Source organism: Pseudomonas bijieensis (assembly GCF_013347965.1).
GTDB lineage: Bacteria > Pseudomonadota > Gammaproteobacteria > Pseudomonadales > Pseudomonadaceae > Aquipseudomonas > Aquipseudomonas bijieensis.
The window spans coordinates 3,036,597-3,060,345 of sequence record NZ_CP048810.1 but is presented as its reverse complement, the minus strand read 5'-3'; the positions used below and the strand labels follow the sequence as shown (position 1 = coordinate 3,060,345).

21 protein-coding genes and 1 pseudogene are annotated in these 23,749 nt (G+C 54.9%); 13 read left to right on the top strand and 9 right to left on the bottom strand.

Features of this window, described 5'->3' with window-relative positions:
* Positions 1-52 precede the first annotated feature (52 nt).
* On the top strand, positions 53-652 hold the full coding sequence (locus tag GN234_RS13435) for a hypothetical protein (RefSeq protein ID WP_109753590.1): 600 nt from the start codon (positions 53-55) through the stop codon (positions 650-652).
* Between the two features lie 62 nt (positions 653-714).
* On the opposite strand, the gene GN234_RS13430 is transcribed toward GN234_RS13435, so the two are convergent.
* Both GN234_RS13430 and GN234_RS13425 read right to left on the bottom strand, forming a co-directional pair.
* Complete coding sequence (locus GN234_RS13430; RefSeq protein ID WP_176688603.1) at positions 715-2,223, bottom strand: hypothetical protein; 1,509 nt, start codon at positions 2,221-2,223, stop codon at positions 715-717.
* Positions 2,224-2,346: 123 nt separating this feature from the next.
* On the bottom strand, positions 2,347-2,751 hold the full coding sequence (locus GN234_RS13425; RefSeq protein WP_109753592.1) for a DUF488 domain-containing protein: 405 nt from the start codon (positions 2,749-2,751) through the stop codon (positions 2,347-2,349).
* A gap of 199 nt (positions 2,752-2,950) precedes the next feature.
* Between GN234_RS13425 and GN234_RS13420 the strand changes: the two genes are divergently transcribed.
* The 3 genes from GN234_RS13420 to GN234_RS13410 are packed head-to-tail and all read left to right on the top strand — an operon-like array spanning position 2,951 to position 8,521.
* A complete protein-coding gene (locus tag GN234_RS13420; RefSeq protein WP_176688602.1) occupies positions 2,951-3,784 on the top strand; it encodes a response regulator transcription factor in 834 nt (277 codons plus the stop codon).
* Positions 3,784-6,171: a hybrid sensor histidine kinase/response regulator gene (locus tag GN234_RS13415; protein WP_176688601.1), complete on the top strand. Its 2,388-nt coding sequence runs from the start codon at positions 3,784-3,786 to the stop codon at positions 6,169-6,171. Before GN234_RS13420 ends, GN234_RS13415 begins: the two co-directional genes overlap by 1 nt.
* A gap of 1 nt (position 6,172) precedes the next feature.
* Complete coding sequence (locus GN234_RS13410; RefSeq protein ID WP_176688600.1) at positions 6,173-8,521, top strand: TonB-dependent receptor; 2,349 nt, start codon at positions 6,173-6,175, stop codon at positions 8,519-8,521.
* Here GN234_RS13410 and GN234_RS13405 read toward each other — a convergent pair.
* A complete protein-coding gene (locus GN234_RS13405; protein WP_176688599.1) occupies positions 8,505-9,590 on the bottom strand; it encodes a sensor domain-containing diguanylate cyclase in 1,086 nt (361 codons plus the stop codon). The two genes, GN234_RS13410 and GN234_RS13405, sit on opposite strands and share 17 nt — an antisense overlap.
* 191 nt (positions 9,591-9,781) lie before the next feature.
* Between GN234_RS13405 and GN234_RS13400 the strand changes: the two genes are divergently transcribed.
* Positions 9,782-10,462, top strand: a complete 681-nt coding sequence (locus GN234_RS13400; RefSeq protein ID WP_176688598.1) for a hypothetical protein — start codon at positions 9,782-9,784, stop codon at positions 10,460-10,462.
* A 217-nt stretch (positions 10,463-10,679) separates the two neighbouring features.
* Here GN234_RS13400 and GN234_RS13395 read toward each other — a convergent pair whose 3' ends face one another.
* Positions 10,680-11,867 carry a colicin E3/pyocin S6 family cytotoxin gene (locus tag GN234_RS13395; protein WP_176688597.1) on the bottom strand — a complete coding sequence of 396 codons (1,188 nt, stop codon included), beginning with the start codon at positions 11,865-11,867 and terminating at the stop codon, positions 10,680-10,682.
* A gap of 490 nt (positions 11,868-12,357) precedes the next feature.
* Between GN234_RS13395 and GN234_RS13390 the strand changes: the two genes are divergently transcribed.
* On the top strand, positions 12,358-12,717 hold the full coding sequence (locus GN234_RS13390; protein WP_176688596.1) for a DUF6124 family protein: 360 nt from the start codon (positions 12,358-12,360) through the stop codon (positions 12,715-12,717).
* Positions 12,718-12,867: 150 nt separating this feature from the next.
* Positions 12,868-13,215: a colicin E1 family microcin immunity protein gene (locus tag GN234_RS13385; protein ID WP_176688595.1), complete on the top strand. Its 348-nt coding sequence runs from the start codon at positions 12,868-12,870 to the stop codon at positions 13,213-13,215.
* An 11-nt stretch (positions 13,216-13,226) separates the two neighbouring features.
* On the opposite strand, the gene GN234_RS13380 is transcribed toward GN234_RS13385, so the two are convergent.
* Positions 13,227-14,474, bottom strand: coding sequence for a colicin-like pore-forming protein (locus tag GN234_RS13380; RefSeq protein ID WP_176688594.1), 1,248 nt, complete (start codon positions 14,472-14,474; stop codon positions 13,227-13,229).
* A gap of 293 nt (positions 14,475-14,767) precedes the next feature.
* On the opposite strand from GN234_RS13380, the pseudogene GN234_RS30315 reads away from it, so the two are divergent.
* The 3 genes and pseudogenes from GN234_RS30315 to GN234_RS13370 form a co-directional block, all read left to right on the top strand.
* Positions 14,768-15,005 (top strand): annotated as a pseudogene (locus tag GN234_RS30315) (DUF6124 family protein); the annotation flags it as partial.
* Positions 15,006-15,061: 56 nt separating this feature from the next.
* A complete protein-coding gene (locus tag GN234_RS13375) occupies positions 15,062-15,337 on the top strand; it encodes a DUF2442 domain-containing protein (protein ID WP_176688593.1) in 276 nt (91 codons plus the stop codon).
* Positions 15,338-15,402: 65 nt separating this feature from the next.
* On the top strand, positions 15,403-15,633 hold the full coding sequence (locus GN234_RS13370; RefSeq protein ID WP_176688592.1) for a DUF6429 family protein: 231 nt from the start codon (positions 15,403-15,405) through the stop codon (positions 15,631-15,633).
* Between the two features lie 364 nt (positions 15,634-15,997).
* On the opposite strand, the gene GN234_RS13365 is transcribed toward GN234_RS13370, so the two are convergent.
* The 3 genes from GN234_RS13365 to GN234_RS13355 form a co-directional block, all read right to left on the bottom strand.
* Entirely contained in the window at positions 15,998-16,189 is a 192-nt protein-coding gene (locus GN234_RS13365) for a hypothetical protein (protein ID WP_176688591.1), read from the bottom strand.
* Between the two features lie 570 nt (positions 16,190-16,759).
* Positions 16,760-16,990: a DUF7683 domain-containing protein gene (locus GN234_RS13360; RefSeq protein WP_176688590.1), complete on the bottom strand. Its 231-nt coding sequence runs from the start codon at positions 16,988-16,990 to the stop codon at positions 16,760-16,762.
* Positions 16,987-18,180 (bottom strand): colicin E3/pyocin S6 family cytotoxin, encoded by a 1,194-nt coding sequence (locus GN234_RS13355; RefSeq protein WP_176688589.1) that lies wholly within the window; start codon positions 18,178-18,180, stop codon positions 16,987-16,989. Before GN234_RS13355 ends, GN234_RS13360 begins: the two co-directional genes overlap by 4 nt.
* A gap of 492 nt (positions 18,181-18,672) precedes the next feature.
* Here GN234_RS13355 and GN234_RS13350 point away from each other — a divergent pair, with 492 nt between their 5' ends.
* From GN234_RS13350 to GN234_RS13340, 3 genes are all read left to right on the top strand, one after another.
* Positions 18,673-19,032, top strand: a complete 360-nt coding sequence (locus tag GN234_RS13350; RefSeq protein WP_176688588.1) for a DUF6124 family protein — start codon at positions 18,673-18,675, stop codon at positions 19,030-19,032.
* A 333-nt stretch (positions 19,033-19,365) separates the two neighbouring features.
* On the top strand, positions 19,366-21,522 hold the full coding sequence (locus GN234_RS13345) for a DEAD/DEAH box helicase (RefSeq protein WP_176688587.1): 2,157 nt from the start codon (positions 19,366-19,368) through the stop codon (positions 21,520-21,522).
* Positions 21,519-22,202: a DUF2290 domain-containing protein gene (locus GN234_RS13340; RefSeq protein ID WP_176688586.1), complete on the top strand. Its 684-nt coding sequence runs from the start codon at positions 21,519-21,521 to the stop codon at positions 22,200-22,202. Before GN234_RS13345 ends, GN234_RS13340 begins: the two co-directional genes overlap by 4 nt.
* Positions 22,203-22,346: 144 nt before the next feature.
* Here GN234_RS13340 and GN234_RS13335 read toward each other — a convergent pair whose 3' ends face one another.
* Entirely contained in the window at positions 22,347-23,687 is a 1,341-nt protein-coding gene (locus GN234_RS13335; protein ID WP_176688585.1) for a hypothetical protein, read from the bottom strand.
* Positions 23,688-23,749: the final 62 nt, after the last annotated feature.

The window sequence follows — 23,749 nt, the reverse complement described above, 5'->3', positions numbered from 1 at the left end:
CAAGCAGCATGCTAGTCGAAGCACGTCTTTGATTTGGCTAAAGGAGTGAGCTATGTCCCGTTCAAGTGCTGCTGAGTGTGTCGACGACCTTAAAGGATTGGCTCGAGTCTCGGTCATTGGCGAATACACGTATTGCCAGCGATTGACCCACATCTGCAAAGAGTTCGGTTTCAATAATTTCCATCACTTTCGCAAAGTCTTAGAACATCTTCCCGAAGACCTGATAGGCAATATCAGCACCACGCTGATGCGCCGGTATTGCGAGGTGGCTCAACCCAAGCCAGACGTCGCTTACTATGAATTCCTCTCGATCAACAACGACACTCGGCTAAGGTTTTATAGCCAATGGGCGGGCTGGGACAAATTTGGACAGGAAGTCAGGGTGCCCAGGTCGTTGCATGGCGAGTCGGCCCCCCGTCTACGCAAGTCGCTTAATAAAACCGTCTTTATCGTAGAAACCGATCGCCAGTTAATCGCATGGCGCCATCGCTGGCACGGACTGTGTTACATCTCTGCTGAGCTCTGCAAGGAGCACATGAAAGAAGCTTTTGAGCGAAAAAAAGCAGTCGTGGCAGGTGCCCGCAATGAGGAGTTTCCTCTGCTGGACGACTTTAGCGATAACTATGCGACGTGGTATCCGGTCATAGAGTAACGTCAGCTGGAAAGGGCTCTCAGGAGCCCTTTCTTGTTTTTTTCGCACGCAGCAAAAATGCGTCACTCAAAAACCAGGATCTCACACCCCTTGGCTTCAACCATCTCGTCAAACACCGGCAACCGCGCCACAAACCCGGTTTCAAACGCCAGGTACCGATCCTGTGCCGCCACATAACGAACATCCGGCTTGATCCGCGGCATGTCCTTTGAGGTCAGTTTCACCACTTCATTGCTGTTTTGATTCCAAAACCACGCCAGCGTCTGTGTGCCAAAGGTATTGGCGCGATAACTCCACACCCACCAATCCCCATGCCCCCGGGCCACATGCAGCTGCCCATGAAACGTGCGCAAGGTGATGACCTGCTTGGGCTGGGTGACGAGCAGGCGTGTGTCCTGGCGCAGTTCACTGCCGAAACCGTCCAGCGCCGCCTTGGTCTTGGCGCCGGTGATGAAGTTGAAGCGCCACGCCAACAGCACCGTCTCCTGATAACCCGAATGCTCGACGTTCTGCCGTGCGCCTTCGCTGAACAGCAGAATCTCGTCACCCCCCAGGTACGCGGTTGATGCCCGCAGCTTGTAGGCGTCGGCGGGCATTGGTTGGGCGGCGATGGTTTGGTGCGGCGGGTCTTGATGCCAAATCCAGCACTTGGGGCCGTTGTGCTGCATGAACAGCAAGCGGCGAGGGCCGATGGGCAGGATGGTCAGGTCATCGGTGTCCTCGAAAATCACCTCGCTGCTGTCCGCCGTGATCCGCCAGAGCCGCGTCAGATGCTCGGGTTCGTAAATGCGCTGACGCTCGAATACCTCGGCACCCACCACCACGCAGGGCTCTTCAAAGCCTGGCCATTGCACGTCGGCAGGTCCGAACACCGCAATGTCATCGCCCTGACGGATCTCGTATTGGTACCGGTCATCTGCGCTGTAATCACCGCGCTTGACCTGGCGTCGCCACAGCGTTCGCTGGGCATTGGCATCGATGAGCGTCAGGTCAGCACCATCAACCCCATCGGTTCGATGCTCGAGCATGTCCTGCTCGGCGGGCGGCCATGGGTTGTAATCGATCAGAAAGCACAGCCACTGGTCTTCGTCCTGCTCGGTAATCGCGGCCCAACCGTTGCGGTAGTTGTATTCATGCACATAGGTGGCGCCGGGATAGTCATGGACTTCCTGCAGCCACTTCACCTTGCTGCGCTTGGGTTTGGCCGGTTTGCGTGCGACAGGGGCGGGTTTCTGCGGCTCGATCAAACTCGCGGTGAACCTCGGCTCGCCGCGCTGGCCCTGCCAGCGCTTGGCGAACGCCTCGCGCTGACCGACCGGGACAATCACCGGTCGGTAATCATCGCCACCGGCATCCAGGTTCCACAAGTCATAACCCTGACCCGCCAACACGGGTGCCAACGCCTCGAAACAGACCTCGGGCATCTCGTTGGACAGCTCATCCAACAACGCCTCGAACCCTGGGCCGGTAAACACATCGATGTCGGGATAGTAATGCTGCAACAACCCGAGCAACTCGCCGCCCGGTGTTTTCCAATCGATATGAACCAACGGGTCAAATGGCGATTGCATCACGGCTGTCTTCCTATTGGTTTCTCTGCGCGCCATCTTAGCTGTGCACCATACCCAAAGGACAACCATCACCCTGTGGCTGGCCGGGCACAGACCATTTTGGGAGCGAGCTAGTCCAGTGACTCAAAGCTCCGGAAACTCGGACAAGTAGCAAACCGGCGAACTCCCCTGTGCCCGCTTCTCCACCTCATCCTCCAACCATTGCGCCAACACCACGGCATTATTCTCAACCGTCGACTTGGCCGCATACACCAGCGTAAGCGTCCCACCCCGCGCAACATCCACCAGCTTCCACCAATGCTCCGGCCGCCCCGCCAACTCCTTGCGATAAGCCACCTTGAACTGCTCGAACGAAACCGTCCCCGCCTTGAACGCCTTGCGCAGCTCATGAGAAGGACCAACCTCCGGTAGCCACTCGGCAATAGCCAGCGCATCCTTGCGACAATTGCGCGGCCACAAACGGTCCACCAGGACGCGTACGCCATCTTCGGCGCTCGCTGTTTCATAGGCGCGTTTGCACTGAATCATCAAAAACCTGCCTGTCGAAGGGGAAGCGTTTCAGCATAGGCCGCCAGCGGTGGGGCGGTCAGGGGCATCCAGCATCTTCAAGTCTTTGCCGGACCTGCCGCTATCGGTATAACGATTTTCAGCGATCCATCGATTGGTTTTGCAAAACCTTTGCTTTCCGGCAATTAATTGGCAAACGCACGACAAGAGAGCGTAGCGCATGGACGACGGACGATACGAAAGGCAGGCGGCTACGGCTGAAGGCGCGGCGTCGGCCGAGCCGCCGCATATTCTGCTGATCGACGACGTCCCGGAGGATATCCGTGCGACGCTCGTCCTGCTCAAGGCACAACCCTGGCGCATTTCCCTGGCCAGCGATGCCCACCAGGGCTATCAGCGGGCACTGGCATTGCGTCCGGACCTGATCGTGCTGGACGTGCACATGCCGCAAATGAACGGTTTCAGCCTGTGCCGGCTTCTGCGTGAGGCACCGTCGACCCGCCAGATTCCGATCCTGTTTCTGTCGTCGGCCAACAGCTCAATCGAGCGCCTGGAAGGGCTGACCGTCGGCGGGGTCGATTACATCCCCAAATCCTGCGCCCCCGAGGAAGTGCTGGCGCGTATCAAGATCCACCTGCAATTGACCTGGCGCGCGCCGCCACCCAGCCAACACAACCCGGCAGACCCGGAGCCGCAGGGCGACGAGATCGTGCTGCGGGTCGTGATGCGCTTGATTGACGAACACCTCGACGACATGCCTTCGCTGGTGCAACTGGCGCAAAAAGTCGGCACCCATGAGAAACGTCTCTCGCGGATATTTCGCGAACACCTGGGACTGACCGTGTTCGCCTACATTCGCGACGCGCGATTGCGGCGCGGCCAGGCGTTGCTGTCCGAAAGCGCCCTGAGCGTGCAGGACGTTGCCGATCTGGTGGGCTTTCGCAATGCCTGCAACTTCACCACCGCCTTTCGCCAGCGCATCGGCATGACCCCCAGCCAGTTTCGCCAGCAAACCCTGGGCGTTGCCGATGCAGAGTCGGCCGGGCACGCCTGATGCGGCTTCTACAGGTGCTATTGCTGGCGATGGCGATGTTGCCCGCAGGCCTGTTACGCGCGGCGCCCGTGGATGTCTGCCAGGCTGACCACCTGGACCTGATGCCCGCCATAAACATTTTCGAAGACACCCAGGCCAGCTTGAGCCTGGAGCAAGTCGCTCAACTGCCCGATACGCAATTCAACGCCGCAACCGCGAGCTGGCCGACGCAAGGCTATAGCCGCTCGGCCTTCTGGTTGAAAGTGCAGCTCACCAACTCAAGCCCCGTGGCGTGTTCGCGCTTGCTGGTGGTCGGGGCTCCGCGCCTGGAGGACATTCGCGTCTACCAACCGGGGCGTGATGCCCATGCCGGAGTTGCCCATCCCTTGGCCGAATGGCCGCAGCCGGCGGTACGTCAGCCGGCGTTTCCGGTCACGCTGGCGGCAGGGCGGAACGTCACGTTGTACGTCCGGGTGGCAAGCAATTTCCAGATGCTGCTGGAGCCGCAGTTGTGGGCCGAACCGGCGCTGCTGCGCAGTCAGCAACGGACTTACCTGAGCGATGGGCTCACCTTGGGCATCGTCCTGCTGGTCGTCCCGTTCGGCCTCATCGTCGGCTGGATTCTCCGCTCTCGACTGCTCACCGTGAATGCGGGGGCGGTGCTGAGCTACATCCTGCTGACCTGCATCTTGAACGGCTACCTGATCTACTGGCCGGCGGCGCTGGGCTGGACACGCGAGCTGCTGGTCTGCACCAGCGCGATCGCATTCGTTCTTTTTCTGGCCTACATGCGTGTGCTGCTACAGGTTTCCCGATTGCCCAAAGTCGTTGGCTGGAGCTATTGGATACCTTTGCTGGGCTGTGTCTTCGGCCGACTCTGGTGGCTGAAGGTCGATCCGGTCCAGGGTGCGCAGATAGTCCAGATATCCATGTTGAGTTTCTACGGTGCGCTGTTTGCCACGCTGTTCATGGCCTGGCGCGGGCGGCTCAGCTACAACTGGATGGCCTGGCTGGTACCCGGGCTGCTGCTTGCGCAATTGTCGATGCGGTATTTCTTCCCCCAGGAACAGTTGCTCTGGCAGTCGCCGCAAAGCAAATACAGCTTATCGTCCACGTTGCCGGGCGTGGCGTTGCTGGTGTGCACATTGATCATGGAAGTCAGCCGCAGCCGCAACCGGGAAAAACACGCCCTGTCCAGCCTCGAACAACAACGCCAGGCCGAGCACGAACGCCTGGAAAGCACCGTGGCGCTGCGCACGGCGCAGTTGCGCGAATCCCTGGCGGCCCGCAGTGCGTTGATGGCCCGCATCAGCCATGACCTGCGCTCGCCGCTGGTGCGCATCATCGACTATGCGCGCCTGTTGCACGCCGGGCCCAACCGCGACTATCAGGCCACGATCGAGCGCAACGCCCGCCAGCAACTGGAGCTGATCGACGAGATGCTCGAATTTTCCCGTGGCGAGTTGGAGCAAATGCAACTGACCCTCGCCGCAGGCTATTTGTACGGTTTCCTGAAAGAGATCGCAGACGAGGCGGGCTTTCTTGCCGCGCGCCAGGGCAACACGTTCGAGGCGGTGTTGGCGGATGACCTGCCGCCGCTGGTGGAGGCCGATTTCAAACGCCTTCGACAGGTCCTCATGAACCTCCTGGCGAACGCGGCAAAATTCACCCGCAACGGCCAGATCCGTTTCGAAGTGAGCGCCTGCCCCGGGGCGGCTCCTGACACAGTGGAACTTCGCTTCAGTGTGATCGACACCGGAATCGGCATCGACCCGCAAGAGTTCGAACAACTGCTGCAACCGTTCCGTCGCGGTCGCAATGCGCAACGCTATGAAGGCAGCGGGCTGGGTTTGTCCATCGTCACCCAACTGCTGGAGCGCATGGACAGCCGCCTCGAACCCCAGGCCACCGGGCAGGGCAGCCACTTCAGTTTTCGTCTGCAACTGAATTGCGCCCAGGAACACGACCTGGAAAACGGTATCGTCGACAACAACGTCACGCCGTTCGATGGCCAGGGCAAGCATGTCCTGCTGGTGGACGACATCGAGCAGAACAGCGAATGGCTCTACGACCTGCTGGCCGGTTACGGTTTTGACGTGAGCATGGCGGCGAACGGCGAAGACGCCTTGGCCTGCCTGGATGAACAATCGGTCGACCTGTTGATCAGCGACCAGATGATGCCCGGCATGGACGGTTGGGAGCTGCTGCGCCAGGTGCGCGAGCGTTGGGATCATCTGCCCGTGATGCTTTACTCAGCGGTCCCGCCACGCAGACCGGAGGGCTATCCGAAGGACCTCACCTTCGACGCAGTGCTGCTCAAGCCCGCCGACAGCCGCGAATTGCTGGCCTGCGTCAAGGCACTGGTCTGCCCGGACACAGTGCGTCGCGAAATGGCTCGGGAGTTCTAGCATGTCGGGTTTGGGTTACCGACTGCTCTTGCTCGGCAGCCTTTCGACGTTGCCCTGGGCGTCGGTCCAGGCCGAACAAGCGGCGCCCACTGCTCTCACACTCGACGAAACCACCGTCACCGCTCGCCGCCGCGAAGAAGACCCGCAGCAGGTGCCGATCCCGATCAACGTCCTCTACGGTGAGCAACTGGACGAGGCCGGCCTGCATCGGCTGCAAGACATCCAACAGCGCGTCCCCGGCCTGGTGGTGTCCGGGCACGACGCGCGTTATGCCGGCTTCGGCCTGCGCGGCTTCGGCGCGACCGCTTACAACGATGGCCTGGAAGGCAGCGTCGGCACCTACGTCGATGGCGTCTACCAGGCGCGCCAGGGCATGGCCTTCACCGAGTTGATGGACATCGAGCGCATCGAAGTCCTGCGCGGGCCGCAAGGCACCTTGTTCGGCAAGAACACCACCGCGGGCGCGTTGAACATCGTCACCCGGCAACCGACGTTCCAGCCCGAAGCCAACCTCGAAGCCAGCTACGGTGAACACGGTTTGCGTGAGTTTCGCGGGACGATTTCCGGGCCGTTGCAGGACGATGTGCTGGCTGGGCGACTGAACATTTTCGACAGTTCCACCGATGGCGCAGTGGAAAACCTGCAAGACGGTGCCCGCCTCGGCGACGCCGACAGCCAAGGCCTGCGGGGCCAGTTGCTGTGGACGCCGAACGCCGACTTCAGCGCCCGCCTGATCGCTGACTATGCCGAGCAAAACGAAGCCGGCAACGTCCTGCTGGTCAATCACTACAGCGAGCAAACCCGCAAACGCGCCAAATTCGTCGGCTATCCGCTGACCGAGCCCGACCCCTACCAACGCGAAACGCGGATCGACGCGCCGGGTCATCCGCAAACCCTGCAGAACGGTGTCTCACTGGAATTGAACTGGGACCTCGACGAGGCAATGCGCTTCACCAGCATCACCGCCTACCGCGACTGGGACTACCGCGCCACCCGCGATAGCGACAGCACCGCGCTGTCGGTGATCCAATCCGAAACCGAGCTGGGCCACCGCCAGTTCAGCCAGGAATGGCGCCTGTCCGGCACGGCCGGCTCGTCCATCGACTATGTCGCCGGTCTCTACTACCTGCGCCAACAGCTCGACCGCCGGATCGACACCGAATTCGGCAAGGACGCCGCGCCCTGGTTCGTCGGCGATCAAGTGGAGCAACTGAAGAAACTGGGCATTAACATCACCGATCCGAGCCAGGTGCCGGCCATGCTGCTCGACGGCGCCCGGCAACGCTATGACGGTGAACAGAAAGGCGACAGCCGGGCGATTTTCGGCCAGCTCTCCTGGCGTCCGATTGAGCCGCTGGAGCTCACCGGCGGCCTGCGCTACAGCCAGGAGCGCAAGGACGGCTGGATCTCCCGCGACGTCAGCAACCTGGCCCCGCTGACCGGCTTACCACCGGTGTTCCAGTCGGGTGGGCAATTGCTGCGCGACATCGCCCTCGGTGGCGGTTACTACCGTGAGGATTCGATCGAGGAAGACAATATCTCCAACCTCGCCAGCGCCAGTTACCGCTTCAGCGATGCCGTGATGAGCTACGTGAGCTGGTCGCGGGGCTACAAGGCCGGCGGCATCAACTTCGACGTGGTCGGCCCGTTCACCGCGCCCACCTTCGAACCGGAGCGCGCCACGTCCCTGGAGCTGGGCATGAAAACACGCTTCTGGGATGAGCGCGCATTGCTCGACCTCGCCGTCTACCAGACCGATGTCGACAACTACCAGGCGCTCACCTACAGCCCGCCCACGTCTGTGTTCGCGCCACCCCTGCGCGACAACCTGATCAACGTCGGCAAAGTCCGCCTGCGCGGCATCGAACTCGACTCCGCCTGGCAACTTCACCCGCAACTCACCTGGCGCCTGGGCCTGGCCTGGAGCGACGCCCGCTACCGTAGCTTTCCCAACGCACCGTGCCCACCAGAGTCGGGCCAATGGACCTGCGACCTCAGCGGCGACCGCCTCTACAACGCGCCGCAATGGAGCCTCAGCAGCGGCCTCGACCATACCCACCCGCTGCCCTACGGCCTGGAAGCCTACAGCGGCGTCGACTACAGCTTCCGCACCGGCTACTCCGGCACCCTCGAAGGCGGCGAAGGCAGCTATCAACCCAGCTACGGTCTCACCAACCTGCGCCTGGGCCTGCGCAGCCAGGACCGTGCCTGGGAAGTGGAAGGCTGGGTGCGCAACGTCTTCGACCGTCAGTACATCACCGCCGTGTATTCACTGCTCGGCTCCGGCGACTACGGCGTCATGACCGGCGCCGAACGAACCGTCGGTACCACCGTCAGACTTCGCTATTGAGGGAAATAAACCGCGTCGGACAAAACGCCAAACGATTCCCGCCGGCCTTTTTCGACAGGTACATCGCCTGATCCGCCTTGCTGATCAGCCCATCGACCTCATGCCCATGCTCAGGATAAAACGCCACCCCGATACTCGCGGCAATCTCCACCGTCTGCGCACCAATCAAAATCGGCGCATTCGCCGCCGCCAGCATCCGCTTGAGCAACGGCTCGCTGTCCTCCACCGCCTGCAACCCCACCAGCCCCGCGACAAACTCATCACCCCCCAGCCGCGCCAAGGTATCGCCCTCACGCAACGTCGCATTGATCCGCGCCGCGACAATCTGCAACACCCGATCCCCCCAGTCATGCCCATAACTGTCGTTCAGCGCCTTGAACCCATCCAGATCAATAAACGCGATGGCCACCTTCTGCTGATGGATACGCGCCTTGCCCAACGCCTGGCGCATCCGCTCGGCCAGCAGCAAGCGATTGGGCAGTTGCGTGAGCGCGTCATACCGGGCGTCGCGCTCCAGGAGCTGAAGACGCTGTTTCATCTGCGTCATGTCGCTGAGCAGCGCCACGTAGTGCTGAGCATTGCCGTGCCGGTCATGCACCGCACTGATGCTGATCCGCGACGTCATCTCCCGGCCATCCTTGTGGCTGCTTTGAATCTCACCGGACCAATGCCCGTGGAAATCCAGCGCGTTCTTCATCGGCCCGTAAAACGCCGCGAGCCGCCGTACCATGCGATGGGAGTTCAAGTCACGGCCCTTCAACTCTTCCTGCCCGTAACCGGTGAGCCGGGTGAAGGCCTCGTTCACGGCGATGACCCGCCCGAAAGGGTCGACCAGGATGATGCCTTCGCGGGTGTGGCTGAACACGGTGGCGGCCAGTTCTGGGCAGACGGTGTTGAGGCGACGGTCCAGCGTGGCTTCGTCACGGGTGATCGGCCACGTTTTGGAATCGAAGCCTTGCTGGGCCAGGTAGCCGGCCAGGGAGGAGAGCGCCTTGTGCAGGCGGGTCAGGGCATTCGTGGCGAGCCTGGAGTTGTGGCAATAGCTCCGGATGAAGGTGCGTAGGTTCATGGGGTACACGGTGCTCGGTTGCAGCGGTAGGGGTGAGTGAAGGGGCATTATCGAGGGGATGGGTGGGGGCGTTTGCTGGAGCGGATGGGGGCTTTGCGGGAGGGGATGGATTGGAAAGATTTTTTGCGTGGCGTGTAGGAGCACTGGGAGTCCATTATCATGGCCGCCTCGTTCAACACGTGATCCCGTTCATGCATTCTCTCGAAAATACGCTGCTTTCTTACGCCACACAGCACCTGCCGTCACTTCCCCAAATCTACACTTGGAAGTTTAATACCGCGCTCGTCCGCCACTCGTTTGAATGGGAGATTGGTGGCTCGAACTGGTATGAAAAGACACACGCACTGAAGCGAAATGCCTCCCGGAATTGGGGGGCGGCGCCCGAACAACGGATGGCACTTGCGGACTACGCGGTGCGAGTCTGGGGAGGTGTCAAAAGAAATGCACCTGCAACGATGCAAGGCTATGTTCAGACCGTGTCACAGGGGCAAGTGCCTCCAAATCACAAAGGAATTGCCTCATGGTCGAAAGTGGCGGCATTCTCGAATCCAAACGAGCATGCCATCTTCGATGCGCGGGTTTCATTTTCCCTGAATGTCCTGCAGATGATTCACGGTGATGAACAACGCTGGTGGTTTCCGCACTTGGCAGGTCGAAACACGCAGCTCAACGCATGTTGGCCGCGCTTGAAGACCCTGGCGCGGCAACAGCACTGGCTTCGAATTGCAACGACCGATGTCTACTCGACCTACATCGGACTGTTGGTGAATGTCTCTCGAAAACTCAATGTCGAGATAGGTGACGTGGAGATGCTGCTCTTTTCAAAAGCGGAAGACTTTGCATTGGCGTTTAACGAGGCCTATCCAACCTAGTTACTGCTGGTTAAAAAAAGCAACAGGTTTCGAGGTAGCTCTATTGAGCACGCATTTTCCAATGCTTCAATTTGAGATGTGTTCAATTCGTAATCGTACAAATAGCTTTCTTCTTTGGTCCAGTTCATGATTTTTGCTAGAGCCTGGGTGTCAATGCATAGAGTTTGTTCGTATGAGGCAAAGTCGTCACCGTCTATTACGCCCATTATTTTGTGTTTCATGGTTCTACCCACCTCGTTGGATTGGCTGGTTTGGTTTGGGCCCCGGTAATAGGGTCGAATTCGCCCAAGTGCTTTCCTCGCTTGTTATATTTTTCTACTGCACCGTGCTGAAAATCCCATTCATATATGAATTTCTCATTATCCTTCCAGCGAGGACGCAACCCTCCACCTTTCACACGGGTTTTGGGCGGAGCCCATTTCGCGCCTGGAAAAGCAGGTAAAAAATCGGGTTTCGGGTGGTAGTCATGATGAGCCGTACTCACCACAACATAAACCGGCCGAACCCCCGAATCCGCCGGAAACACCAGAATGAAATCCCTGTACTCCGGCGGATAGATCGGGTCGACGATGATGCTGTCGGCCATCGGTGTCGGGGGGTAGATCCAGATGTGCGGGGCCTGTGGCGCGGCTTCCAGGGCGGGGATGCCGAGGGTGTCAGACGGATTGGTAGCTGGCGTCCAGATCAGTTCGATGCCATCCCCCAGGTCGGCGATGAACTGGTCGGCTCGTGGGGTGAACTGGACAACGTCGACCATTTCCCAATCACGATTCTGGCCGGTGTAGAAGCCGTAGCCCTTGAGGCTGCCGTCGGCCTGTTGCTCGACGCTCAGGCGCATGCGGCTGCGGGCCTGTTTGAGTTTGCGTAACTGGTCTTCGCTATAGAGCGCGCTGTCACCCAGGCTGCTGGGCCAGAGCAAGACGACGACGCCTGTCAGCAGGGCTGCGCCGACGGTGCCGCCGGCAGCTGCAGCCGTGGAAGTTGCCGAACCGCCCAGCGCGAGCCTGCCTAAGGTAGCGGGAACCGTACCAGCGCCGATCCGCTTGAGGGGGATGGTGCCGGATGAGTCGACGCTCCTGCCGCCGAGCCACATGAGATCGCCGTATTGCTTGACCAGATCTGCCGGGACGTAGCCGTTGGGGTTGCTGTAATTGATGATGCCGTTGGGCAGCTTGCAGCTTTTGGCAAACACGCTTCCGGGCACGATGGGTAAAGGCTTCTTATCCACCGTGGCCCAGCGTTCTTGCTCATAGACCGCCTGCCGGGCAAGCATGGCTTCATAAGCCTGCTGTCGGGCTTCGCGCTCGGCCAGTTCGGTGGTCGTCATGTCCCGATAGGTGACGTAATGCCCGTCGCCGCCGGGTGGGTTTCGAACCTGGGGAATGTCCTTTTTGCGTGTCGCCACGTAGTGAGTCTCGTCCGGTAAAGGCAGGACAGACGCTAACGCGGGAAGAGAGGGGCGCGATGTAGGAGGTTTCTTGAAGTGGTCGCTCCGGTTTCCTCAATACAGGTAGGGCTGGCTATTGAGGGCTGGAACAATCTGAAGCGTCAGCCGGGGCTGTCAGCCATTGGGTAACCGCAACTCGCCAGCCGACGTCGCCTTGCGCCTTTGCCTACAACTACGCCAGAATCCGCCGGCTTGTTCGCCTGGAGTTGCGTCGGTAGTTTGGGGCCTGTCACTGCTCATCAGTGATCGGGTTTAGCAGCTCGCGGTGAAACAGGTTGTGCAAGGCGTCATCCAGTCGGGATTCCCATCCTGCACTTGATGGTGGCTGTGCGCAGGGCGTCCCCGGACGCGCCGGTTTCTTGTTTCCCCGGTCTGCTAACCTGCGTACAGCTGCCTCCCATCGTTTAGCAGCGAGTGGGTGATGGCTCCAATTACAGGAAGCAAGACGATGGTAAAAGTGACTCCGAATCCTCCTGCGGCAGACGAACCCACATCCCGCGCCCAGTCCGCCCGCAACAAGAAAATCGACGACGCTGCCACGCGAGCGTTGGATTTTTATCTGAAACCCAAGCCTAAGGGCGAAACGTCTGACAAGTCCGATTCCATTTTACGGATTGATCCGGGGGTTGATTCTGAGTGTTTGCTTGCGAACCTGAGTGAAAATCTGGCTTCGGCGAACGCGATGATCAGTGATTTGGCGTTTGATCTGGATGGATCGCGAAGGCGTGTTGCGATGGGGATTTTGCAGGTGATTGAGGTGAGTGAGCTGTTGGCGAATCGGGCGTTGGATATTGTTGAGGTGAGGTAGGGCGGCAGCGCTACGTGCCGCCTAGATGGAAGGGCTTTGCTCAGCAAAGCCCTTTATGTTGATAGATATGTTTAACAGAAGTTAAATGATAGCCAAAGAAGTTGCAATGGCGTTAGTGGTATAACTATCAAGGAGAGGGATTTCGGATTTATGGATAAGCAATACTATTTTACCCATCTCATTTGGGGGGTGGTTATGTTCTGTGTTTGTGCATGCACTTGGTATGGTCTACCTAGTGCCGGGGATCTCGCACTCTCCAAGGAAATTGTATTCTATGGTGTAAGCGCAGTGCTTTATCCGTTTTCGAAAAAATTCCTAGAAGGAATAGCGTTGAATTTCACTTCAAAGGAGTTTTGGTATAGCGGTTTTTTTAAAGAGGGTACGGCTAAGAATAGCATTTATGTTATGTATTATGCATTTTGTTATATTTTGGCTGTGCCATTTTCTGTCATGTTTGTTATGCGGTTTTTTACTGTGAGGGCGTCATTAAGAAAATAACGCCCATAAGTCTATGCGCCTAAAATATCCTTGTTGATTTTCTCTATTAATTTTTCGTCAATATAAGCGCTCGTTGCCGCCATTAATACAGCAAAGGTAAGTATGCCGATGGGTGTTGTGGCAGCGATTCCAAATATTGCGGCAACTATGAAGGTCGCAGCTGCGCCTAAACTAATGATTTCCAGCTTGATCAGGAATGGCTTCCAATTGCCACTGTCCGTTGCCTTTACAAATTCTACTAGCAATTCTGCAAGGTCAACGCCTTTCGAAACCCCACCCAGTCCTTTGCTGAAACGGGAAAGGTTCTTCGCTAGCGTCTCTTTGTCTAAAGAATCTATCGCCCTGGCGATAGCCTCTCGATCTTGTTTTCCGAATTTTTTGTGTATTGAATCTTTGTGTTTGTTGAATGTGTGTATTGCTTCGTCAGCGGTTTTGATTTTATTGCTTTTAGCGCTTTCAGCTAACTCTTTAGCTAGGGCCGAGGCCTTCTCGCCAAATTTTTCCGCTACTTCTTTATAAAAGTTAGTGACGAAAAGAATATCATCCTTGATGTTGTCTGCTTCGATTTGCTTGTCTGCCTTAGCTTTGTCAGCAGCGGCTTTCGCGACTGCCGCAGCTTTGTCGGCCGCGGCTTTTGCAGCAGCTTTGGCCGCAGCAATACGAGCCTCAACAGCTTTCAACTCTCTATTGAGCACAGTAGATTGTCCAGTTAGGAGAGAAATTCCTTCAGACAGTAATTTTGCATTAAAGGCAGCGGTGTACGAGTCTGACCAAGCCGCTTTAACAGTATTGAGCAGTTGTCGGGCGCGATATCGACTTGCAAGGTCAATCGGTGTTTTGTTGATTGGGGAAGATCCGTAAAAAGTATTGGCCACATTGGTCTGTTGGGCTAGTTCGGTCGCTTTGTGCTTAATGAGTGCTTCGCGTAATGCTATCTCTCGAATGATGGACTCATTTTTAGGTAGAACGATGAAGTTGTTGTTGGTTCGAGCGGATTTTAGTTCGGATTCCAATGTTTTTGGTAGGTTTTTATGTTTTTCTGAGTAGCTTTGTTGTATTGCTTTAGTTATGGTGTCATAGTTTGCAAGTGCCCAATTATAGAGTGCTCCTTGAGCGCCTCTGCCAAATATACCGTCTTTTGTTGGGCCTTCACGGTCAAATGTGCTAGACCCAAATCCAGCTCCAGAGCCAAAGGGGCTTACAATCGGGTCCCATTCATATGCTGTTATATGTATAGCTGGAAGATCTATTGATGTCATGTTTAGTCCTTTAATTGAGTTGACTCACTGTCGGTTCAATGTTCAAGCTGGTGCGGCTTGAAGGGGGGGTAAGTAGATAATTGAGTATAAAGGTATTCGTCGAAACGGGAATTAAAGCATCCATTTGATTATGCCGCCCGAGAGGCTGCTTTATATTAATTATGGTGTGATAATTTGTTACCTCGCATCATGGTAGAAAGTGATTCTATTCTTAGGTTGAATATGTGATGGCGGTGGGCCTGTTCGGCATGGCATATGTTAGCGAAGATTTCCTTGTGTTTGATCCGCTGCCTAAACCTAAGAACGAAACGTCCGACAAGTCCGACTCCATTTTCGGATTGATCCTGGGAATGATTCTTTCTCCATGAGAATTTGGCTTGGGCGAACGCGATGATTAGTAATTTAGCGCTTGATCTGGATGGATCGCGCCGGCGTGTGGCGTTGGTGATTTTGCAGGTAATTGAGGTGAGTGAATTGTTGGCGAATCGGGCGTTGGATATTCTTGAGGTGCCGCCTTGGCGTGGGCGGTAAAGCACACCGCTGACCTGCAGTGTGTGTGGAATGAACAGAGTCGTAGGAGCTGACCCATGATCAGCAAAGCCAAAATCAGTAGCGTGAAGCCCGTCCCCGGCAAACATGCCTTGCAGGTGGAATTTGACAACGGTAAACGCTACGACGTTGACCTGCGGGAGCACATCCGACAATTCCTGGTGCTCAGGCTTCTGAAGGACTTGTCATTGTTCGGCACTGCTCAAGTGGGCGAATGGGGCTTCGGTGTGAGCTGGGGTGATAACTTGGAACCGGCGGCTGTCACCTTGTATCGGTTGGCGCTCGAACAAGCCGATGAGGTGATGACTGGCTAAGGTTTTAAGGGGCGCTGGTATAAAATCGGCGCTACCTACCTGCTAACACGAGCGGAGCAGCGACCATGGAATACGAAGACAGATTGATAGAAGAAGCTGTGCTTGCCTTGTTGGCAGCCTTCAGCTCCGACAACGGCAACACCTGGAAAGGTTTCGACTTCGAGGTCATGGACCGATTGCATGAACAAGGCCTCATCAGCGATCCGGTAAACAAGAACAAGTCGATCTGGTTGACGGACGAAGGGTTGGAGCGAGGTCGGCAGATTGCCGAGCGGTTGTTTGGGAAAGAGCGTTGAGAGGGGCGCCATATCGTGATTGATCGCCAGAAGCCATAGCAAACCCTGTCGAAAGCCTAGGTTCAGCTAATACGGCATTACATTCCCATCTTTAATGGATCTTTGAAGTGGCAAGGAATCGTCGTTTTTTATCTAAGTAAAAGCCCGTTGTGGGTAAGTTTTGCATTTGTCTGCCCTTCTAATTTGTAGTGGCTCAGCTATCGATGTATAAGGAGAATGTCTTGTCCAATAAGACCTTCTGTAATAAATCCACACCCCTAGCTTCTGATTTTTATTTTATTTTTATTTTCTGAAAATCCAACCCGCCCAACTCCTGTTGGCGCCGATTGGACATAAGGATCGCTACAATCATCCATTTCGGCGATTAAGAATCTGTCGGAGATGTAAGTGCCGAAAGTTCAACCGAATATTCCCTGTAATTCAAATCATGATATTCCAGGCGCTCGGCAAAAATCTCATGAAAATAAACCCATTGGGTTGTTTTGCTGTTGGGGTCAAGCCTGATCTGCACCTTATCACCCGCCTTGAAGTACTTGAAATCATCTTTAGTCAACATGACTATTCTCCTCCAGTCAGGCAGCATTTTTCGAGCCTCAAGCAACGAGTGCGCCTCGTATCGTTGGATACTCCAGGCTTTCCTTTGCTCGAGACAAATGAAAATAAGGCTGGGATGCTTAGCTGCATACTGTCAGGAGTGACAGGTTATTAGTTTTTTTTGGGGACGGTTTTGTAGAGGGTTAGAATGATTGGTTATAGACAGGTGCTTGATCCGTTGATTCGCATTGAATGGATTTTTGTCCGATTTCTGTTGATGGCTAATCGGCGCAAGTTTCGATGTAATGCTCCAGTCCGTCAGGAAGTTTTATATCTAGAACTTTTTCTGTTTCTCTGAGTTGTTTCTCTGTTATCTCCAGCTCTCTTGGTTCAATTTTGTCGAAGGGTTTGGCTTCAGTTATTTGCGCCAGCGCTTCTTTTTTTTTGCGTCTTTTATGTAAGTTTCGAACTGTAATGAGTTGCCCTTTTTGTCGTCTGGGTGGAATCCTGTTATTGAGAAGTAAGGCATGGTGTTTCTCTGTTGTTGTGGCGTTGTTCTGACGGGTTTGGCGGGGTTTGTTTGGCCTAAACTTTATTCAACGCAGACGATTTGAATTATGCGGTTGTCGCCATTTAGTGTGGAGTGGGTCCATTTTTCTAACGTTTCTATCTGGTCCGGCAAAAGATCATAGCCGTCATATGGATCTTCAGGCAGCGTCCAGCCCATCAGCTCAGCTAGTTGTTCTGAATGCGACTGTGGGATTTCTACGCTCTGTAACAACTCTTCGGATGTCGCGTCGAAAATTTCAATGATGTGTTTCATTTCTCTACCCTCCTTGATGGATCTGCGGGTTTTGTTTGTTCACCCGTTTCCGGATTGAATTCGCCAAGGTGTTTACCTTGTTTTGTGTACAGCTCTACAGCGCCATGCTGTGAGTCCCATTCATAAATTTTTCCTGAGCGATCTTTCCATCGTCGGCGTTTTTTACCTCCCCCGCGTACAGCAGTTTTTAACGGGGCAGACTTTGCATCTGGAAACGCCGGAAGTGACAATGGAGCAGGGTAGTACTTATGATCCCCCGGAACACTCAAAACCACATAAACCGGCCGAACCCCCGAATCCGCCGGAAACACCAGAATGAAATCCTTGTACTCCGGCGGATAGATCGGATCGACAATGATGCTGTCGGCCATCGGCGTCGGTGGATAGATCCAGATGGGAGGTGCCTGGGGCGCTGCTTCCAGGGCGGGGATGCCGAGGGTGTCGGACGGGTTGATGGCCGGCGTCCAGATCAGTTCGATGCCGTCACCCAAGTCGGCGATGAACTGATCGGCTCGCGGGGTGAACTGGACAACGTCGACCATTTCCCAATCGCGGTTCTGGCCGGTGTAGAAACCGTAGCCCTTCAGGCTGCCATCGGCCTGTTGCTCGACGCTCAAGCGCATGCGACTGCGGGCTTGCTTGAGGTCACGTAGCTGGTCTTCGCTGTAGAGCGCGCTGTCGCCTAGGCTGGAGGGCCAGAGCAGGGCAACGATGCCGGTCAGCAGGGCCGCGCCGACGGTGCCGCCGGCAGTTGCAGCCGCAGAAGTTGCCGAACCGCCCAGCGCGAGTCGGCCCAAGTTAACCGGAACCGAGCCCGCGCCAATCCGCTTGAGAGGAATGGCGCCGGATGGGTCCGCGCTCCGGCCGCCGAGCCACATAAGATCGCCGTACTGCTTGACCAGATCCGCCGGGACGTAGCCGCTGGGGTTGCTGTAATCGATGATGCCGTTGGGCAGCTTGCAGCTTTTGGCAAACACGCTTCCAGTCATGGTGAATACAGGCTTCTTGACCACCGTGGCCCAGCGTTCCTGTTCATAGGCTGCCTGCCGGGCGAGCATGGCTTCATGAGCCTGCTGTCGGGCTTCGCGCTCGGCTAGTTCGGTGGCCGTCATGTCCCGATAGGTGACGTGATGCCCGTCGCCGCCGGGCGGGTTTCGAACCTGGGGGATATCTTTTTTGCGTGTCGCCACGTAGTGAGTCTCGTCCGCTAAATGCAGCGCAGACGCTAACGCGGGAAGAGAGGGGCGCGATGTAGGAGGTTTCTTGAAGTGGTTGTTCCGGTTTCCTCAATACAGGTAGGGCTGGCTATTGAGGGCCGGAACAATCTGAAGCGTCAGCCGAGGCTGTCAGCCATTGGGCAACCGCAACTCGCCAGCCGACCTCGCCTTGCGCCTTTGCCTACAACTACGCCAGAATCCGCCGGCTTGTGCGCCTTGGGTGGCGTCGGTAGTTTGGGACCTGTCACTGCTCATCAGTGATCGGGTTTAGTCGCCCGTCGTTGCTAAGTCGCTCAAGCGCCCATCAGTCAGGTATCCCCATCCCTGCACTCGATGGTGGCTGTGCGCAGGGCGCCCTCGGGCGCGCCGATTCCTTAGCTCGTCGGTCGACTAACCTGCGTACAGCTGCCTCCCAATCGTTTAGTCGCGAACGGGAAGTGGCCCTAACCAAAGAGAGCTAAGGCTATGGTCAAAATTACACCGAATCCTCCAGTAACAGACGAACCCACCTCCCGTGCTCAGTCTGCTCGCAACAAAAAGCTCGACGACGCGGCCACCCGCGCGTTGGATTACTACCTGAAACCCAAGCCTCAGAGCGAAACGTCTGATAAGTCCGACTCCATTTTACGGATTGATCCTGGGGTTGATTCTGAGTGTTTGCTTGCAAATCTCAGTGAGAACCTGGCTTCGGCGAATGCCATGATCAGTGATTTGGCGTTTGATCTGGATGGGTCACGGCGGCGGGTTGCGTTGGGGATTTTGCAGGTGATTGAGGTGAGTGAGCTGTTGGCGAATCGGGCTTTGGATATCGTTGAGGTGAGGTAGCGTCATCTACGCTTGACGGAGAGAAAAGGGGGTAGATTTATTTAGCTGAAAAATAAATCTATCCCGTTTTTCCAGAGGGGGCCAAAGCCTCGCGTTAGCACGCTGCTGGACCAATACTCCAAGGGCTGGTCCGATACCGCAAGGCTCACAGATTGGGAGAGCGGACTGGAGCATTGTCGGCAAACGTACTATCTTTGGCACGCCTGTCAGATGTCGTAACAAGAAGATCTAAAGTCTTGCTATTCGAGCTCTTTTCCGCCGCTATGCTTGTACAATCGATCAATGGCTTTACGGCTAATGCACTGCATAAGCCTCAGAACTCGGAATTATTAAATGAATACGGTCGAATTCACCAGAGGTACCAACGGTAAACCTGTCGCTTCTGCGGCGTTGGAAGAGACTCTTTCACATATCATTGGGCTTGATGGTAGTTGCTTTTTTGGTTATCCACTTATTGCGACACCTGAAGGTAAGTTTTTCGTTGATGCTACGTTTCTGAATCCTGATAAAGGCGTTATTTTATTTGACATAGTTGAAGGGCAAGACGTTGGTGCTTATGGCGAAAGGCAAGACGATCTAGTTAATAAAATAGAGTCAAAGTTGAGGCTTCACAAGGATTTAATGAGGGGGCGTATTTTGCTACCTCAGTTGCATGTTGTGACCTTTGCGCCTGCCATAAATGACGTAGAAGGCTTGAAGGAGGATGGTTATCCGCTTGCAAATGAAAAAAATTTGCCAGCGTTAATATTAGGTCTTAACTGGGAGAATGCAGATGATGAAGTTTATCGTTTGACTACTTCTGCAGTTGAAAGTCTTTCGTCTATCAGAAAAAGCCGTTCGAAGCGTGAGGTCGCCAAACCAGACTCACTTGGCGCGAAATTAAAGAAGCTTGAAGACTCAATCGCAACACTCGACTATCGACAAAATCGTGCTGTTGTAGAAACGGTTGAAGGAGTCCAGCGAATTCGGGGGCTTGCAGGCTCTGGGAAGACAATCGTTCTTGCTCTAAAGGCCGCATACTTACATACCCAGCAGCCTGATTGGCGTATTGCAGTGACGTTTAATACTCGCTCACTTAAGGGGCAGTTTAAGCGCTTGATCAATAATTTTTGTATTGAGCAAAGTGGTGAGGAACCTGATTGGACGAAGTTGCGGATTCTTAACGCTTGGGGGGCGCCGGGAGGTGTTGAGCGCGATGGTATTTATTATGAGGCTTGTAGGCATAGCGGTTCAGAGTTTTATGATTTTCGTGCTGCAAGCCAGCGATTTGGTGGCAATAACAAAGCTTTTGATGGCGCATGTAAGTCAGCGCTTGACATAATAAAAAAGCCTTTGGAAATTTATGACACGATTCTCGTCGACGAAGCTCAAGACTTTTCCCCGAGCTTCCTCCAGCTTTGTTATTCGATGCTGAAAGCTCCAAAGCGCTTAGTATATGCATATGACGAACTGCAGAACCTTTCAGGCACCTCGCTGCCACCGCCTGAAGATTTGTTCGGTACGGATGAAAAAGGCAATGCACTAGTATCATTCGCAGGTGATCAACGGCGCGATGTGATACTGCAAAAATGTTATCGGAACTCTCGGCCAGTACTGGTTACTGCGCATGCTTTGGGGTTTGGTATATATCGTATGCCTCCGAAGATGGTTGATACAGGTCTAGTTCAGATGTTTGAGCAACCTAGTCTGTGGGAGGAGATTGGTTATCGAGTGCATAGTGGTGATTTAAGTAAGGGGGCTTTTGTTTCGTTGGAGCGCACCGATGAAACAAGCCCAATATTCTTAGAGTCACATTCGCCAATTGATCAACTCGTGCAGATCATAAAATTCCCTAATGAAATTGAGCAAAATGCATGGGTGGCGAGGGAGATCGAGAAAAATCTCGCGGAAGACGAACTCCGTCACGACGACGTAATTGTCATCAATCCTGACCCGGTGAGTGCAAGGGAGCGGTGTGCATCCATTCGCAAGATTTTATTTGGTCGAGGAATTCAGAGCCATCTTGCAGGTGTTGATACAGATGCCGATGTATTTTTCCGCTCTGATTTAGGATCCGTCACGTTTACCGGAATTTTCAGGGCTAAAGGAAACGAAGCCGGCATGGTTTACGTTATAAACGCTCAGGATTGTGACGGTTTAGGGGCGGGGTTGTCGACGCTGCGTAATCGCTTATTTACAGCCATAACTCGAAGCAAAGGCTGGGTGCGTGTGGTCGGCTTTGGTCCGGGGATGGATGCGCTTGTTTACGAGTTTGAAACACTCAAGCGGAATAATTTCAAACTAAACATGCAATACCCAACGGATGAACAGTTGAGTAAGTTGCGAATTGTACATCGTGACTTGTCAATGCACGAGAAGCAGCGGCTCGAGCAAAAGAAATATACAGCTCAAGAGCTAACCCAGGCGCTAGAGTCAGGCGAGCTGAATGCAGAAGACCTAGATGCCGAGACTCGTGCTAGGCTTCTTCAGCTACTAGGTGGAAATAAATGAGCCGGGCCAGTTCGCCTCGAGATAAGGTGCGAGAAGACTTGGAGCAATTGACTGCCGAGCTTATTGGGCTCGGCTTAGTAGATGATCAAAATTTCCCAGCAACTAAGCAAGTCGGTAACGGTCTTTGGGAAGTTTCTTTCAAGGGGGCTGAGAATATTTGTCTTGCTATGGTAGATAGCGATTATGATCTAATTTATAAAGAGCTCTTTGAGAGTCGTTCTTTTAGTTTAAAACTAATTGATGGTGGGCTTCTTCAACTATCTTATCGTTTTGAGGGGGATGTGTTGCTAAAACACCGACTGGCCTACTATCCTTCGCCTAGTCTTCGCCCTTTTCAAGAGGATCCCGAGCTTTATATGCGAGAGGAACTCTATATGGAGATTGTGAGTCGAAGAGTCGTGCCCTTTCCACTTAGGTTTGATTATGATTTAAAGGCAGCTAAGGATATGGCGCATCCTAGTTGTCATTTGACTCTGGGCGATATTGAGGGGTGTCGTATTCCTGTTCATTCTCCACTCATGCCGAGACAATTTTTGGAGTTCATTGTTAGGAACTTTTATCAAACTGAAAAATTTGACTTTATATCAGGCTTTCCGAAGCATAGGTATTTTTTTGATGCTAGTATAACTGTGAACGAGAAAAATTTGATCCATTTGGCTGTTCCTTCAAATTTATTGTAGTCGACGGGGTTTTTATTTGTAAAAAAGGGGACTGATTTATTTTCTTTGGCTGAAACAAGTCTGTCCTCCTTTATTACCAGGGTTGGCCTGGCGTAACCCCCCCGGCGCCCGGCGTGTCTACCGGTAGAATTCTAGTCCGCCGTGCTACTCCCGTTTAACCAGCTTGGCTACCCGAATCGCAGCAAACCGTGCTAACCGTCCGAAACCAACCAACAGTCGCTTCAGTACACGAACGCACCGCCCCAGCTTTTGCCATGCAACCCTCAGAACTCGACGCCTATCCTCCGCAGACCGTGCATCAATCAAGCATAGCTTCGTAGTAGCCAAGGCCACCTTCGCTCCGACCGCCACAGCGACAGCAAGGAAATACAGCCAACGGTGATTCTTCGCCTTCTCATGCTGGCTGACCAGCGCCGACAATTGCTTCAAGGACGGCTTAGCACCGGCGAGCCACGGAACGATGCATTCGCTGGCCAAGGCTACGGTGTGACTGCTGATATTTTTGTCCACAACACCCGGTGGGCCATCAGGATTGACCGAGCAATAGCCGCGGGGGACGTACTCGCAGGTGCTAGAGAGTGGCGATGAGCGCGACATGCCATTGGAAAAGTGCTTCACGGGGCACAACCGTTGGTTGTAGTCGTTGATCTCCTTGCGAATGGCGATCACATCCTCATCGCTTATGGTTCTTCTATTATTCGCGGCGTAGAACCCTTTGGACTCGTCCGGTGCGAATTCTATGAAGTAGCTGGCCTCACCTTCCTTGAGGTGAGTAAAGGTCCACTGCGAATCGCTGCTCCACTGGCACGACTTCAGGTTATCCAAGCCATTAGCCTTACAGTAATCGTCGTAGCGCCTGATCTGGCTCAGCAGGAACGAGCTGGCGTCCTGGATGCTCGCTGTCGCCTCCTTCAGCAATGCAGTGTCTTCATTGGCGCCGTTGTCCGCCACGAAGAACACCGCTGCGACCAATGCCAGTGGAAACCAGAAGTGATCGTATATCTGACGGAAGCGTTCGGTGAGGTTGAGGTTGTCATAGATAAGTACCATGACGGCCCATCCGGTAATGGCGCAAAGCATCAACAGGGGAATCAGCCCGACTTCGCTGCCCAGTTTCCCAACGCCATTGATGGTGTAACGGATGGGCAGGTAATTGATGACGGGGAAAAGACCAAGGCAGTTCAACACACCCGGTAGGAGCAAGAGCGCGAAGAAGATGAGCACGCCTCGCTTCTTGCCTACCGTATAGGCGGCGGCTGCCATCAAAGGGATCAGCAGCAGCGACAGCATCATCAGATAGCCAAGCGTGATCACCATCGCTTCATCGGGCGACCAGTAGGTTCCGGTGATTTGCCCTGCGTCGTTACGCCCGGTGAAGGTCGAAGACACGACGCCAAGCCCCTCCAGGATCTGGTGCAGGTTGTAGGCTGCGCCGTGGAGGAACTTTACGTAAGGGTAGAAGAAATCCCCTGTTGAAATTGGCATCAGTCTGAGTCCTTCAATTCTGTAGACCTTCCTTGGTTACGTAGAAGAGTGAGTGAAAAAGC

What these genes read in the sequence shown, in the direction of transcription:
- GN234_RS13435 (WP_109753590.1), top strand. Translation starts at nt 53, where the DNA reads ATGTCCCGTTCAAGTGCTGCTGAGTGTGTCGACGACCTTAAAGGATTG.
- GN234_RS13430 (WP_176688603.1), bottom strand. Translation starts at nt 2,223, where the DNA reads ATGCAATCGCCATTTGACCCGTTGGTTCATATCGATTGGAAAACACCG.
- GN234_RS13425 (WP_109753592.1), bottom strand. Translation starts at nt 2,751, where the DNA reads ATGATTCAGTGCAAACGCGCCTATGAAACAGCGAGCGCCGAAGATGGC.
- GN234_RS13420 (WP_176688602.1), top strand. Translation starts at nt 2,951, where the DNA reads ATGGACGACGGACGATACGAAAGGCAGGCGGCTACGGCTGAAGGCGCG.
- GN234_RS13415 (WP_176688601.1), top strand. Translation starts at nt 3,784, where the DNA reads ATGCGGCTTCTACAGGTGCTATTGCTGGCGATGGCGATGTTGCCCGCA.
- GN234_RS13410 (WP_176688600.1), top strand. Translation starts at nt 6,173, where the DNA reads ATGTCGGGTTTGGGTTACCGACTGCTCTTGCTCGGCAGCCTTTCGACG.
- GN234_RS13405 (WP_176688599.1), bottom strand. Translation starts at nt 9,590, where the DNA reads ATGAACCTACGCACCTTCATCCGGAGCTATTGCCACAACTCCAGGCTC.
- GN234_RS13400 (WP_176688598.1), top strand. Translation starts at nt 9,782, where the DNA reads ATGCATTCTCTCGAAAATACGCTGCTTTCTTACGCCACACAGCACCTG.
- GN234_RS13390 (WP_176688596.1), top strand. Translation starts at nt 12,358, where the DNA reads ATGGTAAAAGTGACTCCGAATCCTCCTGCGGCAGACGAACCCACATCC.
- GN234_RS13385 (WP_176688595.1), top strand. Translation starts at nt 12,868, where the DNA reads ATGGATAAGCAATACTATTTTACCCATCTCATTTGGGGGGTGGTTATG.
- GN234_RS13380 (WP_176688594.1), bottom strand. Translation starts at nt 14,474, where the DNA reads ATGACATCAATAGATCTTCCAGCTATACATATAACAGCATATGAATGG.
- GN234_RS13375 (WP_176688593.1), top strand. Translation starts at nt 15,062, where the DNA reads ATGATCAGCAAAGCCAAAATCAGTAGCGTGAAGCCCGTCCCCGGCAAA.
- GN234_RS13370 (WP_176688592.1), top strand. Translation starts at nt 15,403, where the DNA reads ATGGAATACGAAGACAGATTGATAGAAGAAGCTGTGCTTGCCTTGTTG.
- GN234_RS13365 (WP_176688591.1), bottom strand. Translation starts at nt 16,189, where the DNA reads ATGTTGACTAAAGATGATTTCAAGTACTTCAAGGCGGGTGATAAGGTG.
- GN234_RS13360 (WP_176688590.1), bottom strand. Translation starts at nt 16,990, where the DNA reads ATGAAACACATCATTGAAATTTTCGACGCGACATCCGAAGAGTTGTTA.
- GN234_RS13350 (WP_176688588.1), top strand. Translation starts at nt 18,673, where the DNA reads ATGGTCAAAATTACACCGAATCCTCCAGTAACAGACGAACCCACCTCC.
- GN234_RS13345 (WP_176688587.1), top strand. Translation starts at nt 19,366, where the DNA reads ATGAATACGGTCGAATTCACCAGAGGTACCAACGGTAAACCTGTCGCT.
- GN234_RS13340 (WP_176688586.1), top strand. Translation starts at nt 21,519, where the DNA reads ATGAGCCGGGCCAGTTCGCCTCGAGATAAGGTGCGAGAAGACTTGGAG.
- GN234_RS13335 (WP_176688585.1), bottom strand. Translation starts at nt 23,687, where the DNA reads ATGCCAATTTCAACAGGGGATTTCTTCTACCCTTACGTAAAGTTCCTC.